Annotated in this window: 14 protein-coding genes and 2 tRNA genes; 8 read left to right on the plus strand and 8 right to left on the minus strand. The window is 42.0% G+C overall.

All coding sequences use genetic code 11. The annotated features are described in order from the left end of the window. Window positions 1-96, plus strand: a 96-nt coding sequence (locus FTU98_RS07885; protein ID WP_075175639.1) for a transposase domain-containing protein, incomplete at its 5' end; no start/stop codon positions are given. A 120-nt stretch (window positions 97-216) separates the two neighbouring features. Here the strand turns inward: FTU98_RS07885 and FTU98_RS07890 are convergent. The 3 genes from FTU98_RS07890 to hisB all read right to left on the minus strand — a co-directional run bounded on the left by FTU98_RS07890 (window position 217) and on the right by hisB (window position 2,146). Continuing rightward, window positions 217-687, minus strand: coding sequence for a DUF805 domain-containing protein (locus FTU98_RS07890; protein WP_004974398.1), 471 nt, complete (start codon window positions 685-687; stop codon window positions 217-219). Window positions 688-935: 248 nt separating this feature from the next. Further along, window positions 936-1,553: an imidazole glycerol phosphate synthase subunit HisH gene (hisH, locus tag FTU98_RS07895; protein WP_004974401.1), complete on the minus strand. Its 618-nt coding sequence runs from the start codon at window positions 1,551-1,553 to the stop codon at window positions 936-938. Beyond that, window positions 1,553-2,146, minus strand: a complete 594-nt coding sequence (gene hisB / locus FTU98_RS07900; RefSeq protein WP_096902642.1) for an imidazoleglycerol-phosphate dehydratase HisB — start codon at window positions 2,144-2,146, stop codon at window positions 1,553-1,555. Before hisB ends, hisH begins: the two co-directional genes overlap by 1 nt. Window positions 2,147-2,242: 96 nt before the next feature. On the opposite strand from hisB, the gene FTU98_RS07905 reads away from it, so the two are divergent. The 6 genes from FTU98_RS07905 to FTU98_RS07930 all read left to right on the plus strand — a co-directional run bounded on the left by FTU98_RS07905 (window position 2,243) and on the right by FTU98_RS07930 (window position 5,784). Beyond that, a complete protein-coding gene (locus FTU98_RS07905; protein WP_096902643.1) occupies window positions 2,243-2,620 on the plus strand; it encodes a GNAT family N-acetyltransferase in 378 nt (125 codons plus the stop codon). 525 nt (window positions 2,621-3,145) lie between these two features. After that, window positions 3,146-3,221, plus strand: a tRNA-Phe gene (locus FTU98_RS07910). 134 nt (window positions 3,222-3,355) lie between these two features. Then, window positions 3,356-3,431: transfer RNA gene (locus FTU98_RS07915), tRNA-Phe, on the plus strand. A 331-nt stretch (window positions 3,432-3,762) separates the two neighbouring features. Further along, on the plus strand, window positions 3,763-4,230 hold the full coding sequence (locus tag FTU98_RS07920) for a hypothetical protein (protein ID WP_242769863.1): 468 nt from the start codon (window positions 3,763-3,765) through the stop codon (window positions 4,228-4,230). Window positions 4,231-4,555: 325 nt separating this feature from the next. Further along, window positions 4,556-5,290, plus strand: a complete 735-nt coding sequence (locus FTU98_RS07925; RefSeq protein ID WP_154320240.1) for a class I SAM-dependent methyltransferase — start codon at window positions 4,556-4,558, stop codon at window positions 5,288-5,290. A gap of 98 nt (window positions 5,291-5,388) precedes the next feature. Continuing rightward, the gene (locus FTU98_RS07930) at window positions 5,389-5,784 is read left to right on the plus strand and encodes a hypothetical protein (RefSeq protein WP_004974410.1); all 396 of its coding nucleotides are present in this window, start codon (window positions 5,389-5,391) and stop codon (window positions 5,782-5,784) included. Between the two features lie 105 nt (window positions 5,785-5,889). Here FTU98_RS07930 and FTU98_RS07935 read toward each other — a convergent pair whose 3' ends face one another. The 3 genes from FTU98_RS07935 to ompR form a co-directional block, all read right to left on the minus strand. After that, a complete protein-coding gene (locus FTU98_RS07935) occupies window positions 5,890-7,413 on the minus strand; it encodes an acetyl-CoA hydrolase/transferase family protein (protein ID WP_004974412.1) in 1,524 nt (507 codons plus the stop codon). A gap of 308 nt (window positions 7,414-7,721) precedes the next feature. Further along, the gene (locus tag FTU98_RS07940) at window positions 7,722-9,182 is read right to left on the minus strand and encodes an ATP-binding protein (RefSeq protein ID WP_004974413.1); all 1,461 of its coding nucleotides are present in this window, start codon (window positions 9,180-9,182) and stop codon (window positions 7,722-7,724) included. A gap of 168 nt (window positions 9,183-9,350) precedes the next feature. Beyond that, complete coding sequence (gene ompR, locus FTU98_RS07945; protein ID WP_004974415.1) at window positions 9,351-10,115, minus strand: two-component system response regulator OmpR; 765 nt, start codon at window positions 10,113-10,115, stop codon at window positions 9,351-9,353. A gap of 347 nt (window positions 10,116-10,462) precedes the next feature. Here ompR and FTU98_RS07950 point away from each other — a divergent pair, with 347 nt between their 5' ends. Further along, on the plus strand, window positions 10,463-12,814 hold the full coding sequence (locus FTU98_RS07950) for a Tex family protein (RefSeq protein WP_179995881.1): 2,352 nt from the start codon (window positions 10,463-10,465) through the stop codon (window positions 12,812-12,814). Between the two features lie 88 nt (window positions 12,815-12,902). Here the strand turns inward: FTU98_RS07950 and FTU98_RS07955 are convergent, their stop codons facing one another. Next, window positions 12,903-13,214 carry a hypothetical protein gene (locus FTU98_RS07955; RefSeq protein ID WP_019838218.1) on the minus strand — a complete coding sequence of 104 codons (312 nt, stop codon included), beginning with the start codon at window positions 13,212-13,214 and terminating at the stop codon, window positions 12,903-12,905. Between the two features lie 99 nt (window positions 13,215-13,313). Further along, window positions 13,314-13,610 carry a hypothetical protein gene (locus FTU98_RS07960; protein WP_004974421.1) on the minus strand — a complete coding sequence of 99 codons (297 nt, stop codon included), beginning with the start codon at window positions 13,608-13,610 and terminating at the stop codon, window positions 13,314-13,316. Between the last annotated feature and the right edge of the window lie 170 nt (window positions 13,611-13,780).

Consider the following 13,780-nt stretch of genomic DNA (forward strand, 5'->3'; position numbering starts at 1 on the left):
GCCTATTTAAGTGATGTGCTGAAAAGGTTGCCGACACATAAAGTGACTCAGATTGAAGAATTGCTACCACACCGCTGGAAACCTGAACCGAATTAAAAAATAGGCATGGGGTTCAGCGGACGCTTACGTGCAGGACAAAGATTGCAGCGAATATCCTGAAAAAATAGCCCAATAGATGGGCTATTTCGAAATATCAACCAAGTGGAATATTTTTGCTTAGACGTTGCTGAATATACCTGACAAGAAGCTGCCAATAATCGCCAAAATCATCAGCACAATAAAAATCCAAGCCAGTACTTTTTCCCAACCTGCAGTTTCACGTACCGCACCATAGCTATTTTGACGATCATCGCCAGGTGCAAATACCAAATATAAACCCATAATAATATTCACCAAAGGCACCAAAATCAGCAAAGATAACCAGCCAGTATGATTGCGGTCATGCAAGCGGCGGATGGTGAAAATAAAGCTAAAATAGAACGCAACGATATAAATGATCACGAGCAAGATCATGCCGATGCCCATAGAGCCAGAGCCGAGCTCTAGCAATAAATTGGGTGCAACAACGGCAATAATTGCAATCAGTACTGCAAGCCCCAAGCTGAGCAAACAGTTCCACGCTAAAAATGATAATCGACCAAAACGCCCCGCTGCACTGAGTGCAGAATCTTCTACATATTGACTCATTGTTGTAATTCCTAGATTTTTTGAATTTTCTGTCGCATACCCTATATTTGCTCAAAAATCTTGTGAGATATCTCTCTCACATCGCAAACATAGACCAATTATCGACAGACCCTCAGTTTATTTTGAATAAAAGGTATAAAAAACGCTTTAATTTTAAACACAAATCAATGTGCAATAAAAGTGAAAAACATTCACGCAAAAATAAAGCCGAGATTAACTCGGCTTTATTGATTGAAGCATCCTGAATATTAGATATTCCATTCCACAAAGTTTTTTAGTAACTGCAAACCAACAGTGTGACTTTTTTCTGGGTGGAACTGCGTTGCAAACAAGTTGTCTTGATGCAGGGCTGTACAGAAAGTTAAACCATAATCACAGGTCGCGGCCACGATTTTTTCATCTTGCGGTTCAACATAAAAACTATGCACGAAGTAAAAACGCGCATCTTGTTCAATGTTGTTCCACATAGGGTGGCTCGGGTCACGTTGATGTACCTGATTCCAACCCATGTGTGGCACTTTTAAACCTGCTACTTCAGGAAAGCGTTTGACTGTACCTGCAAAAATGCCCAGTGCATCTGCTCCGCCATTTTCTTCGGAATGTTGCATCAGCGCCTGCATGCCTACACAAATTGCAAGTACAGGTTTATTAAAGACCGCGTTGCGTACCACGTCATCAATGCCAGCTTCATGCATGCCTTGCATACAATCACGCATAGCACCCACACCTGGAAACACAATTTTATCGGCTTGTGCAATCAGTTTTGGGTCATTGGTCACATCTACCGTTGCACCCACATGCTCTAAAGCTTTCGCTGCAGAGTGTAAATTTCCCATGCCATAGTCAAGAAGGGCAATTCGGGTCATTAGAGTGTTCCTTTGGTTGATGCCACTGTATTTTCAGCACGCGGATCGACTTCACATGCCATGCGTAAAGCACGTGCAAATGCTTTAAATACGCTTTCAATTTGGTGGTGGCTGTTTTTACCTTTGAGGTTGTCGATGTGCAGTGTCATTAATGCATGGTTGACAAAGCCTTGGAAGAATTCTGAGAATAAATCCACATCAAAAGTACCAATACGTGCGCGGGTAAATGGAATATCCATAAATAAACCCGGACGACCCGATAAATCGACAATCACACGGCTTAAAGATTCATCAAGTGGTGCGTAAAAGTGACCGTAGCGTCGTAAACCTTTTTTATCGCCCAAAGCTTGAGCAAAAGCTTGTCCAAGCGTGATACCACAGTCTTCTACAGTGTGGTGATCATCAATTTCCAAGTCGCCATCACAATGAATATCAATATCAAACAAACCGTGTCGCTTGATTTGATCAATCATATGGTCTAAAAATGGAACTCCAGTGTTGAGTGTGCCTTGACCCGTACCGTCCAGATTCACACGAACTCGAATTTTAGTTTCGTTGGTATTTCTCACCACTTCACTGATACGTTGGGTCATAGACACGTTCCTCAAAAAACGTCAAAAATGATTGATGTAAAATGTTTTCGCTGTGACGAAGTCTCAGCATATTAGATTGCTCAGGAGGGTTAATCAATGCCTATTACCGTACATGCCTATACTTCACTGGAAAATACCGAAGTGCGCAGCCAGCTTGAGCGACTGTATGATACCAGCCCTGAATTTGGCGATGGGCAAGATGCGGTAAGCCAACTTGAGCAGAACTTGGCTCAGTATACCCTACTTTACACGGCAGAATTTAATACTAAAGTGATTGGTGCGATTTGGTGCACAGGGCAAGATGATCATCGTACGCTTGAATATATTGTGGTGCATCCTGCAAACCGTGGTCGAGGTGTGGCAGATCGTTTGGTGAGTGAGGTGTGCCGTATGGAAGAAGCCAAAGGTGTGCAGCACTTTCAGCCGGGTTGTGGTGCGATTCATCGTTGTTTGGCGCATTTGGGTAAGTTGTGAGTTTTTAAAAAGCTGACGTTGTGTCTGTCTTTTCAGTTTATCCGTATAGGTCAAAATTAAATTAGTATCGAAAATCCCTTCTCTTGCGCCATATATGGCTCAGGGATGAGGAATATCTTCCGTAAGAGGATGATGGGGGATTGAAGTATGGTTTTAATCGGATTTGTGAAAGAAGTTTATCTAAATCCTATATTGTTTTTTGTGCTTGCACAGCCACAATTTTTAGCTAAGGTTTAAATAGCTTTGCGTAGGCATCTTCCTACTTTGGCAAGACCCAAAGTAGGCAAAAGTCTTTTGTTACCCATACACGACATCCTTGTCGTGATGGGTAACGTGGGGCATCCGTGCCCCACATTCGCGTATCGGAAGTTTGTCAAAATTTAATTGGAAAAGAACTCATTTTTAAATTTTTGGGTGATATTTCAGCAGAAATAGAATGAGGTTGCTGTAAAAGTAAACATTTGCACTGAAAAGCGAAAAAGACTATTGACGATTTACAGCTGAAACTGTTTAATACGCGTCATTGGCGTGATAGCTCAGTCGGTAGAGCAACGGATTGAAAATCCGTGTGTCCCCAGTTCGATCCTGGGTCTCGCCACCATATTCAAAACGGTTAAACGTTTTCAATCCCTGATCCCATCAGGGATTTTTTTTGCATAAAATTTATGCGATCAAATAAAAAAGTGATGATTTTTATTGACTATTCAGCCGAGATACGGCTTAATACACGGCATTGGCGTGATAGCTCAGTCGGTAGAGCAACGGATTGAAAATCCGTGTGTCCCCAGTTCGATCCTGGGTCTCGCCACCATATTCAAAAAGCCTCAAACACTGTTTGAGGTTTTTTTTTCGCCTCTAGGTTGGTCATAGAGAATTATAATTACATGCAAAGCGCATTAAAATTCCAAGAAAAATTGCATACCCATAATAGATTTAAGAAAGTGAAAAAGACCGTTTATCCGAGTCAAGGTGAGCCAAAATTGATTTTCAGGTAGGCTATAAAACGTATACGGTTGCAGTGAAAAATTTTTTTCTTGCATGGTGTAAAACTGCATTGTCCTGAAATTACGTTGCGAGACAAGTTTATGAAATTTATAAAAATATATCCTTTGCTGCTGATATTGGGCTGTCCATGGAGCATGATGGTCCACGCGGATGACGCGGTGACCTTACCCACCCTGCACGTACTGGCCGAGCCAGAGTTACGTACAGAAACCGGGATTGTGCCGTATCAGAATGATGAAAAAAATCTCCGTGCTTTACAGCATCAAGTTATTCGTAATTCACGTGAAGCACAAAACTTTATGATCGACAGCCATGTGGTTGCCAATCTGGAAATTCAGCCCTTACAAGCACAACCCGACCTAAATTCGTTATCGCCCTTTCTACAACAGTATGTATTGAGTATTGCTCAGGGTTTACAGTCGAGTGATCCTACACAAGGCTTGTATATTATGTTGCAACCCTTTGGTATAAACCGTAGCAACAGTATGCAGCCCATCGATCGTGATATGCATATACAGCTCGACCTGAAAAATGTCAGCATTGGTGCGATTGAACATTCTATAAATAATTTTTCTGTACCTGAGCTACCGACACCGAAAAAGTAATCATTTTTCTTTTGAAAAAATCCTTAGCTTTGCCAGCGAAGCCTATATTTGCCGCCGCGAGAAAGTGGCAAATGCCTGCGCAGTTGAAAATTGGGGCTGTTTTCAGCCTGTGAGCTAGTCATGTTCTTCAGAGATCATTACTCCGTTATATGCTCAGCCAGTCGGGAACCACCGGGTCAGTTTTAATCCTGCCCAGAGCTGGAAATTGGCTCCATACGATGTTAAATATTATCAATTGAATGATCAGCGGGTGCTCATTGCCCAGACCAGTTTTAGAATTGATCAGGTCATTGATTAAATTTATAAATATTATGAGCATCGTTAAATGAAAGATCTGTTTTCTGATGACAGCTTGCGCTATAAACAGGCCCGTCCGGCTTATTCTGCAGAAATTGTCCAGGAAATTTTAAAGCATGTACCTGAACGAACTTTTGCCTGGGATTGTGGTGCCGGTTCGGGGCAGTTTACCCAGTTATTGGTACCACATTTTCAGCAGATTTTAGCCACAGATTTAAGTCAAGCACAGTTGGATTTGGCACCGCAGTGGGCAAATGTGAGTTATCGTATCTGCTTGGCGCAAGACAGCGGATTGGCAGATGCGAGTGTGGATTTAATTACCGTTGCACAAGCGATTCACTGGTTCAATTTTGATGCCTTTTATGCCGAAGTGCATCGGGTGCTAAAACCGAGTGGAATATTTGCTGCGGTGGGCTACGGTCTGATTCAAGCTGTAGATCCTGAGGTGAATACCGCAATTCAACGCTTGTATTTTCAGACCTTAAAAGGTTGTTGGGATGCTGAACGTCGTTATATTGATGACTTATATCGCACGATTCCTTTCCCATTTCAAGAAATCGTGACACCCGAACTTTGCCTGAAATATCGTTGGTCGGCAGCACAATTGCTGAATTATTTAAACACTTGGTCGGGACTGCAGCATTATTTAAAGCAACATACTGATACGCCCTTGCTTGAATTACAACAATTGTTGCAGCAGCAACCTGCTCAGGGCTTGGAAATTCAGTTTCCAGTTTTGCTGCGTTTAGGTCGCTTGGTATAAAAAGTCAATGTATTGAGTGATTTTTGAACTTAAAATATAAGTTGGTGAAAAAAGGATGTTTCTCCACAGGTGTAATTTACCTATGTGCGAGGTGTCCAATGTTAAAATTTTCTCTCCCTATTTTATTCAGTCTTGCGCTGAGTCTCCCTGCGACTGCTTTTGCCAATCTTGATCAGCCTTTACAGGTCTTGGATGATTGTGCATTAAGTGCAGAATATGGGCAATCCAACAGCTTAAATTTGCTGCATGATCAATACCGTTTTACCGCGCAAGATGTGGTGAATCAAGTTCGAGCTGAACAAAACCTAGACTTAGCAAGCAAATTTGCAACTTTGGGTTCTCGTTTTTATATCAACCCGCAAGGTCAAACTGTGCTGCAAATTCAACGTGATGTGGTGTCTTTGGGTGTGATTGAAACCACACTCAGTGTGGATGGTTTACGCCAGTTAGGGCAGCATTTTATAGATGAATTTAAAGCTTTGGCATTTGAGTAAAATGGAGTGCGTTGTCGCAAATGACCTTGTGACAATCTAAGACATAAAAACTTAAGACATAAAAAAACGCCCTGAAAAATCAGGGCGTTTTTTATTGCACGCGAATTATGCTGGTTGCGCAGATTCTTGTTGTGCAGGAGTCAACATGTGACCGTGTTCTTCGAAGTTTGCATGCCAAGATAATGCTTCACGAAGTAGGTGAGGAGTGTGACCACCTTTTGCACATGCACGCTCAAAGTAATCATTCAATGCATTGCGGTACATTGGGTGTACACAGTTGTCGATAATCGCACGAGCGCGTTCACGTGGTGCAAGACCGCGTAAATCTGCTAAACCTTGCTCAGTGACTAAGATGTCAACGTCGTGTTCGTTGTGGTCTACATGCGCAGCCATTGGAACGATAGATGAAATGTCACCGCCTTTCGCAATCGATTTAGTCACGAAAATCGCCAAGTGTGCGTTACGCGCGAAGTCACCTGAACCACCAATACCGTTCATCATTTTGGTACCGCATACGTGGGTTGAGTTCACGTTACCGTAAATATCAAACTCAAGTGCAGTGTTAATACCAATGATGCCTAAACGACGTACTAACTCAGGGAAGTTAGAAATTTCTTGTGGACGTAAAATGAATTTGTCTTTGTAGTGTGCAAGATTACCAAATACGCGATCGCCACATTTTTCAGACAAAGTCATTGAACAGCCAGAAGCGAACTTCATTTTGCCTGCATCAATCAATTCAAACGTACAGTCTTGGAGTACTTCTGAGTACATCACCAAGTCTTCAAAGTTAGAGTGTTTGAAGCCTGTTAATACTGCATTTGCAATTGAACCGATACCTGCTTGTAAAGGTGCCAAGTTTTTCGGTAAACGACCTTGTGCTACTTCGTTTTCAAAGAATGCGATCAAGTGATCTGCAATTGCTTGAGTTTCGTCATCTGGATCGGTCACGTTAGATGGAGAGTCAAGCAAGGTATCGTTAAATACAATACCCACAACTTTTGCAGGGTCTAACTGAATACCTTTGGTTCCAATACGTTGTTCAACGTGAGTTAATGGCACTGGACCACGTGTTGGACGTGCTTCAGGAATATAAATGTCGTGTAGGCCTTCAAATTCTGTGCTTACAGTGGTGTTGATTTCGATAATGACTTTATCTGCATATTCAACAAAGCTTGCAGAGTTACCTACAGAAGTTGTTGGAATAATTAAGCTGTCTTCAGTAATTGCAACTGCTTCAACAATCGCGATGTCTGGGCGTTTTAGCGTGTTGTTACGCATTTGCTCAACAGTTTCAGACAAGTGTTGGTCAATGAACATAACTTGACCTTGGTTAATTGCTTTACGCAAGGTGTTGTCTACTTGGAACGGCATACGACGAGCCAAAACACCTGCTTCAGTCAATTGCTTGTCTAAATCATTACCAAGACTTGCGCCAGTAATTAAGTCAATTTTTAAAGGGTTGGTTTTAGCGCGTGCCACCAATGCAAGTGGAACAGCTTTTGCTTCACCCGCACGAGTAAAGCCACTCATACCTACGGTCATACCATCTTGAACGAATTCAGCAGCTTGTTCTGCGCTGATTACTTTGTCGTGGAGGGAGGCTAAACGGATGCGATCTAAAGACATGGCGAACTCTCGTAAAATACTAGACTGATACCGATTGTACCGATCAAAAAAGGTATTTTGCATAGGTGTTAGGCTAAGGTCTAATTTTTTGCCTAAATGGTGGTATAAAAATATAAAATAATACATAAATAATTGAATTTAATAGTTTATTTATATATCAAAAGGTAAATATTACAATTTGTTTGATATATTTTTATACAATTTTGATATGCACCATCTGAATTTTTTACTTTGATCGTCCATCCGATTTGCTGTTGGTCTGAAATTGGTATATAGCAAGCCAGATAGAGATCAAAAGCGTCAGCCGTTTAGAAGTGTTCACTCAAACTTTGTTTGATTTTTTCCAGCGTGCCAACATTATTTTTTTCTTCAACGATTTCAGGTTGTAACGGCAGGGTAATGATGGCTTCAAGACCACCGTGTTCACGGTTTTGAATGGTGAGCTCGCCCTGATGAATATCGACAATACGTTTTACAATTGCCAAACCTAAGCCACTGCCTTGTACAGTACGTGCTTCATTGCCGCGTACAAAAGGCTGCATTAAATCGGCAATTTGGTCTTCTGGAATGCCTGTACCGTTGTCTGCCACGCTAATCCGAATGTGTTCATCCAGCACTTCTGCAGACAACTCAATTGGCTCTGCACCATAGCGTTTCGAGTTATTAATCAGGTTGCCAATCAGACGTTTCAGCGACAAACTGCGCGCCTGAATTAAAGGTAATTCTTGTGCGTTAAAGCGAATATCCAACGGTTTAAATTGAATAATCAATTCCTGCAGCAAAACATTTAAATCGGTTTCTTGTAATTCTTCATCGGAACCATCACGCATATAAGAAATGAATTGATTTAAAATCGCATCCATATCTTCTACATCGTAAATTAAGCCTTCTTTTAAAAAATCATCATCGGGCATCATTTCGGCACTTAAACGAATCCGTGTCAGTGGCGTGCGCAGGTCGTGTGAAATACCTGCCAACATGATACGACGGTCACGTTCAGTCTGTTCCAAGGTATAAATCATGTGATTAAAGGCTTGGTTGACCTCACGAATTTCCTGCGGACCGTGATTGGTTTCTAAATAAGGTGCTTTGCCTGTTTTACTGTAGCTATTGGCGGCATTTTGCAGACGACGCAAAGGACGATTCAGCTGACGTACTAGAGTTAAAATAATTGCTGCAGCTAACAGTGGAATACCCAAAAGCCAGCCAAAGACCAATTCAGGGCTGTAGTTGGCATAGGTTTTAAGGGGTTCACGTACCCAGTTGCCATTCATTTCTGGGGTTTGAATCCAAATACGCGGGCTTGGTTTGAACTGGAAATAGACCGTGACATCCTGCATTTTTAATTCAGTTGCCAGTTTCTTTTCTATTTGTTGGGTAAAAAACTCTGCAATGACTTTTTCCCGTACATTAGGAAACTCACGTGGATCGGTTACATATTCAATGCCGACCCGATTTTTAAGCCACGCATCGACATCGACTTCGGCTTCATTGTGAAAAATGCGCAAATCTGGATTGTTTAAAATTTCCAGTTCAACCGCTAAATAGCGGGCGTGTTGTTGAATTTCAGGTAAATACAAGGTGCGCCAAAAGAACCACAACGACATAAACAGGCTAAACAACACCACAAAAACCACCAGTACCGTGGTGCGCATGGCTGCAGAGCGTGGTTTGATTTTGTCCAGAAAACGCTCCCAGCGGGTACGTTTCTTTTCAGAATACGCCACATAGTCGGTAAATTCTTGTGGGTCGATGGGTTCGAGTTTCACATCTTGTCCTGTGGCAGAGGTTGTAAAGCGAATTTAGTGAGTGAAATTTTATGATGAATATACTTGTTATTGGAATGTCTGTTCTTTAAATCTAGCACAATGATCGGTGTGCATAAATGTTGATCATTGCATGAAGATGTGAGGCTGAAGCCTCACATCATTTTCAACTTATTCCGCACCATCTGGAACAAATACATAACCGACACCCCAAACCGTTTGAATATAACGTGCACGGGCAGGGTTTTCTTCAATTAAACGACGTAAACGTGAAACCTGAACATCAATCGAACGCTCCATCGCACCCCATTCACGACCACGCGCCAAATTCATTAACTTGTCACGGGTTAAAGGCTCACGAGGATGTTGTACCAACGCTTTGAGTACTGCAAATTCACCTGTAGTTAGGGTCACGACCTGACCTTCACGTGTCAAAGTACGGGTCGATAAATCTAGTGACCATGGGCCAAAACCAACCACTTCCATTTGCTGACTTGGTGCACCTGGTACCTCGCGCACTTGACGACGCAATACAGCACGAATACGCGCTAACAGCTCATTTGGATTAAACGGTTTTGGTAAATAATCATCTGCACCTGCTTCAAGTCCTGCAATACGGTCAGAGTCACTGCCGCGAGCCGTCAGCATAATAATTGGCGTGTCGATGTTAGATTGACGTAAACGACGGCAAATACTTAAACCATCTTCAACAGGCAGCATAAAATCAAGCACGATTAAAGAGAACAGTTCACGCTGTAACAAACGATCCATTTGTGTCGCGTCGTGGGCAGTTTTGACCACAAAGCCCTTATCTTCCAAGAAACGCTGTAACAGGGTACGTAAACGCACATCATCATCGACAACGAGAATGCGTTCAACGCGGTCAGTTTCGCTGTGTACGGTATCTGTTTTTTCAGCAGGTACAACTAAACTCATGATGTGCTCCTTTATTCTTTATTGTCATCGTAAACAAAAAGTTGAGTTGGCTTTGAGTATACGATTCATTGGTATCTATTGCCTATGCTCTAAAGCAACAAATATTGCAGATAAAATCAAGACATAGATACCAAATATATACAGCATTCCCATGCGAAAAACTGACATATTTGTCCGTTTGAGTCTAACATAAGCCTGAATTTTATTTAGATTTATAAAATTTAGCCGAATTGGCAAAAATCGCCAAAAAACCACCATTTATAAAATTCATAAAACAATTGTGGATTTTATAGTCTTGGTCTTTATAATCATGGCTTTTAGTACTTATCCTTGTAGGATCACACACGATGACTGACTTAGTTCAGCAGTTAGCAAAAGAACTTGCCGTACGACCAAATCAAGTAGAAGCTGCCATCAAACTTATTGATGAAGGTGCTAGCGTTCCATTTATTGCACGTTACCGTAAAGAAGTGACGCAAGGTTTAGATGACACGCAGCTACGTCAGCTCGATACACGTTTATCGTATTTACGTGATTTATATGAGCGTCGCGAAAAAGTAATAGAATCACTCAAAGAACAAGATAAATTATCTGATGATTTATTGGCACGGGTTAACGCTGCTGAAACCAAAAATGCTTTAGAAGAAATTTACGCACCTTACCGTCCAAAACGCACCAGTAAATCGTTTAAAGCTAAAGAAGCAGGTTTAGGCCCAATTGCAGCGCAAATTTTTGCAGAACAGGTTGAGCCAAGCGAAGCTTTAGCAGGCTTTAGTCATGCAGACTATCCTGATGCAGACAGTCAGCTAGATGCGGTACAACACATTCTGATTGATGAATGGGCACAAAATATTGCCTTAACCACAGAATTAAAAGAAATTTTTGCCAAAACAGCGGTATTAAAAAGCTTGGTTGCTTCTGAAGAGAAAAAAGAAGTGGGCAAAAAATTCCGTGATTACTTCGATTTTTCAGAAAACCTCAACAAAGTGCCTTCACATCGCCTATTGGCGATGTTGCGTGGTCGCCAAGAAAACGTCTTGGGTTTAAAAGTTGATGGTGAAGACAGTGCACCTTTGGCACGTATTGAAACTGAATACAATTTAGATCAAATTCAGCCGCAAGCACGTCAGGACTTTTTAAAGCAAACGGCAAAATTGTTCTGGTTGGGCAAAGTGCGTCCACAAATCGAACATTCATTATTGACTGAAAAGCGTTTGGCTGCCGAAGCTGAAGCGATGGATGTCTTTGCAGAAAACTTGCGTCATTTATTGCTCTCTGCACCTGCAGGTGCGCGTTGTACGCTGGGCGTAGACCCTGGCATCCGTACAGGTGTCAAACTGGCTGTGGTGAACCAATCTGGCGATGTGGTTGCACATAGCACGGTTTATCCATTTGCACCTAAAGAAGACAAAGCAGGCGCGATTGAAGAACTTGCACGTTTATGCCGTGAGCACAATGTTGATTTAATCGCGATTGGTAACGGGACTGCAAGCCGTGAAACTGAAGCGGTTGTGGCAGAAATGATGGCGGCGCACAGTGACTTGAAATTAACACGTGTGTCTGTATCTGAAGCGGGTGCATCTGTGTATTCAGCTTCTGAATTGGCATCGCAAGAGTTGCCAGAACTAGATGTGTCGATTCGTGGTGCAGTGTCGATTGCACGTCGTTTGCAAGACCCATTGGCAGAATTGGTAAAAATTGATCCAAAATCAATCGGTGTGGGTCAGTATCAACATGACGTGAATCAGGCAGGTTTAGCAAAAACCTTAGAAGCTGTGGTAGAAGACTGTGTGAACTCGGTCGGTGTTGATGTCAACACGGCATCTTCAGCAATTTTGGGTTATATCGCAGGTTTGAATAAAGCCATTGCACAGCAAATTGTTGAATACCGTAAAGAACATGGCCGTTTTGACAATCGCCAAGCTTTGAAAAACGTACCGCGTTTAGGCGAACGTACTTTTGAACAAGCAGCAGGTTTCTTACGTATTCAGGCAGGTTCTGAGCCTTTGGATGCTTCTGCAGTGCACCCTGAATCTTATGGTTTAGTAGAAAAAATTGTGGCTGCCAAAGCGACCACGGTTAAAGATATTATTGGTAATACTGAAATTATCCGTTCGGTGAATGCTGAAGAATTTGTGGATGAGCAAGTCGGCTTACCAACTATTCAGGATGTTTTGTCTGAATTGGAAAAACCAGGTCGTGACCCACGTCCTGAATTCCGTACGGCTAAATTCCGTGAAGATATTACTGAAGTGGCGCAGTTGACTGAAGGCATGCAGCTTGAAGGTGTTGTAACCAACGTGACCAACTTTGGTGCTTTCGTGGATGTGGGCGTACATCAGGATGGTTTGGTGCATATTTCTGAGTTGGCCAATGAATTTGTGGCTGATCCGCATAAAGTGGTGAAACCAGGTCAAATTGTTCAAGTGCGTGTGTTGCAGGTTGATGTAGAGCGTAACCGTGTGAATTTATCGATGCGTCCTGAAGGTTCGGCTGCACCTGCAAAAGCAGCGCGTGCACCACGTCGTGATCAAGAACAGCGTACAGAGCGTAAGCCACAAGCGAAACGTCCACAGCAGTCACGTCCTCAGACTGAGCGTCCACAAGCGAAAAAACTACAAGCCGCTAAACCACAAGAAAATAAAATTGGTGGTTTAGGTGCATTGTTGTTACAAGCAGGGATTAAAGGTTCGAAGTAATTTTGAATTGCTCTAACAAAAAGCTCCCGAAATTCGGGAGCTTTTTGTTTTGCAGGAACATTTTTATATACAGATTTTTTGATGGATTTTAAATCAACGGTACAATCCAACTCACCAAAATCAGCATAATTCCCAAATGTCCAAGTTTACGAGTCACTGCGACTAGTTTTGACGGTGGTGCTTCAAGTTGGCGAGCATATTCCTGAAGATTTAAACCTTGTGAGGCTTTGCTGCTAAATAAAAATACGCCCAAATCAATACAAATTAAAATCGTGCCGACATCGGCAACAACCTCTAAAAGTTCATATTCTTGCTGATAAAGCGCCGTTGCAACCTGATAACTCAGAAACAAGGCAAAGGCAAAACAGCCATACTGTAAAATGAGGGCCAGTGCTCGCATAATCCATTCAAAATACTTAAAACAGCTGTGTTATAGCATAAAAATGCGGTGCAATTGAATGTTTTGTTATGGTTGAGATTGTGGATCTTAAATAAGCAATTAACGGATTAAGCCTTGCAGAACAAAACTTGTGGCAATACTGCCTGCTGCCAATTTAGACATGAAATAACTGTAATTAGAAGAGGCAGAAACTTCGGACATCGCACCAGATGAATGCGACATGGACACGGCAAGTTGGCTGCGATAGCCCAATTCGACTAACAAGACCACCAGGCCTGTCAGTGTCATCACTTGAAATGTGTCTACATGATTGCGCGTAAGCTCAGTATATAAGTGATAAAAACTTAAGCCCGCAGCAGAAAAACAAAATAGCTTAAACAGATACAGAGTTTTCATGTGTTGTACCTTTCATTATTGTAATGTCATTTTGAATGCTATTTCTTAAACCAATATTAAAATCACATGAAAAGTTGCGGCTGCACAATTTAAAAATTGTTGAAGTGATGTTGTATTGTTGTGCGCTGTTCAACCTAAGCTGTAAAAACAAATAGGCGACCCGTAGGTCG

Source organism: Acinetobacter sp. YH12211 (assembly GCF_013418015.1).
GTDB classification, from domain to species: domain Bacteria; phylum Pseudomonadota; class Gammaproteobacteria; order Pseudomonadales; family Moraxellaceae; genus Acinetobacter; species Acinetobacter towneri.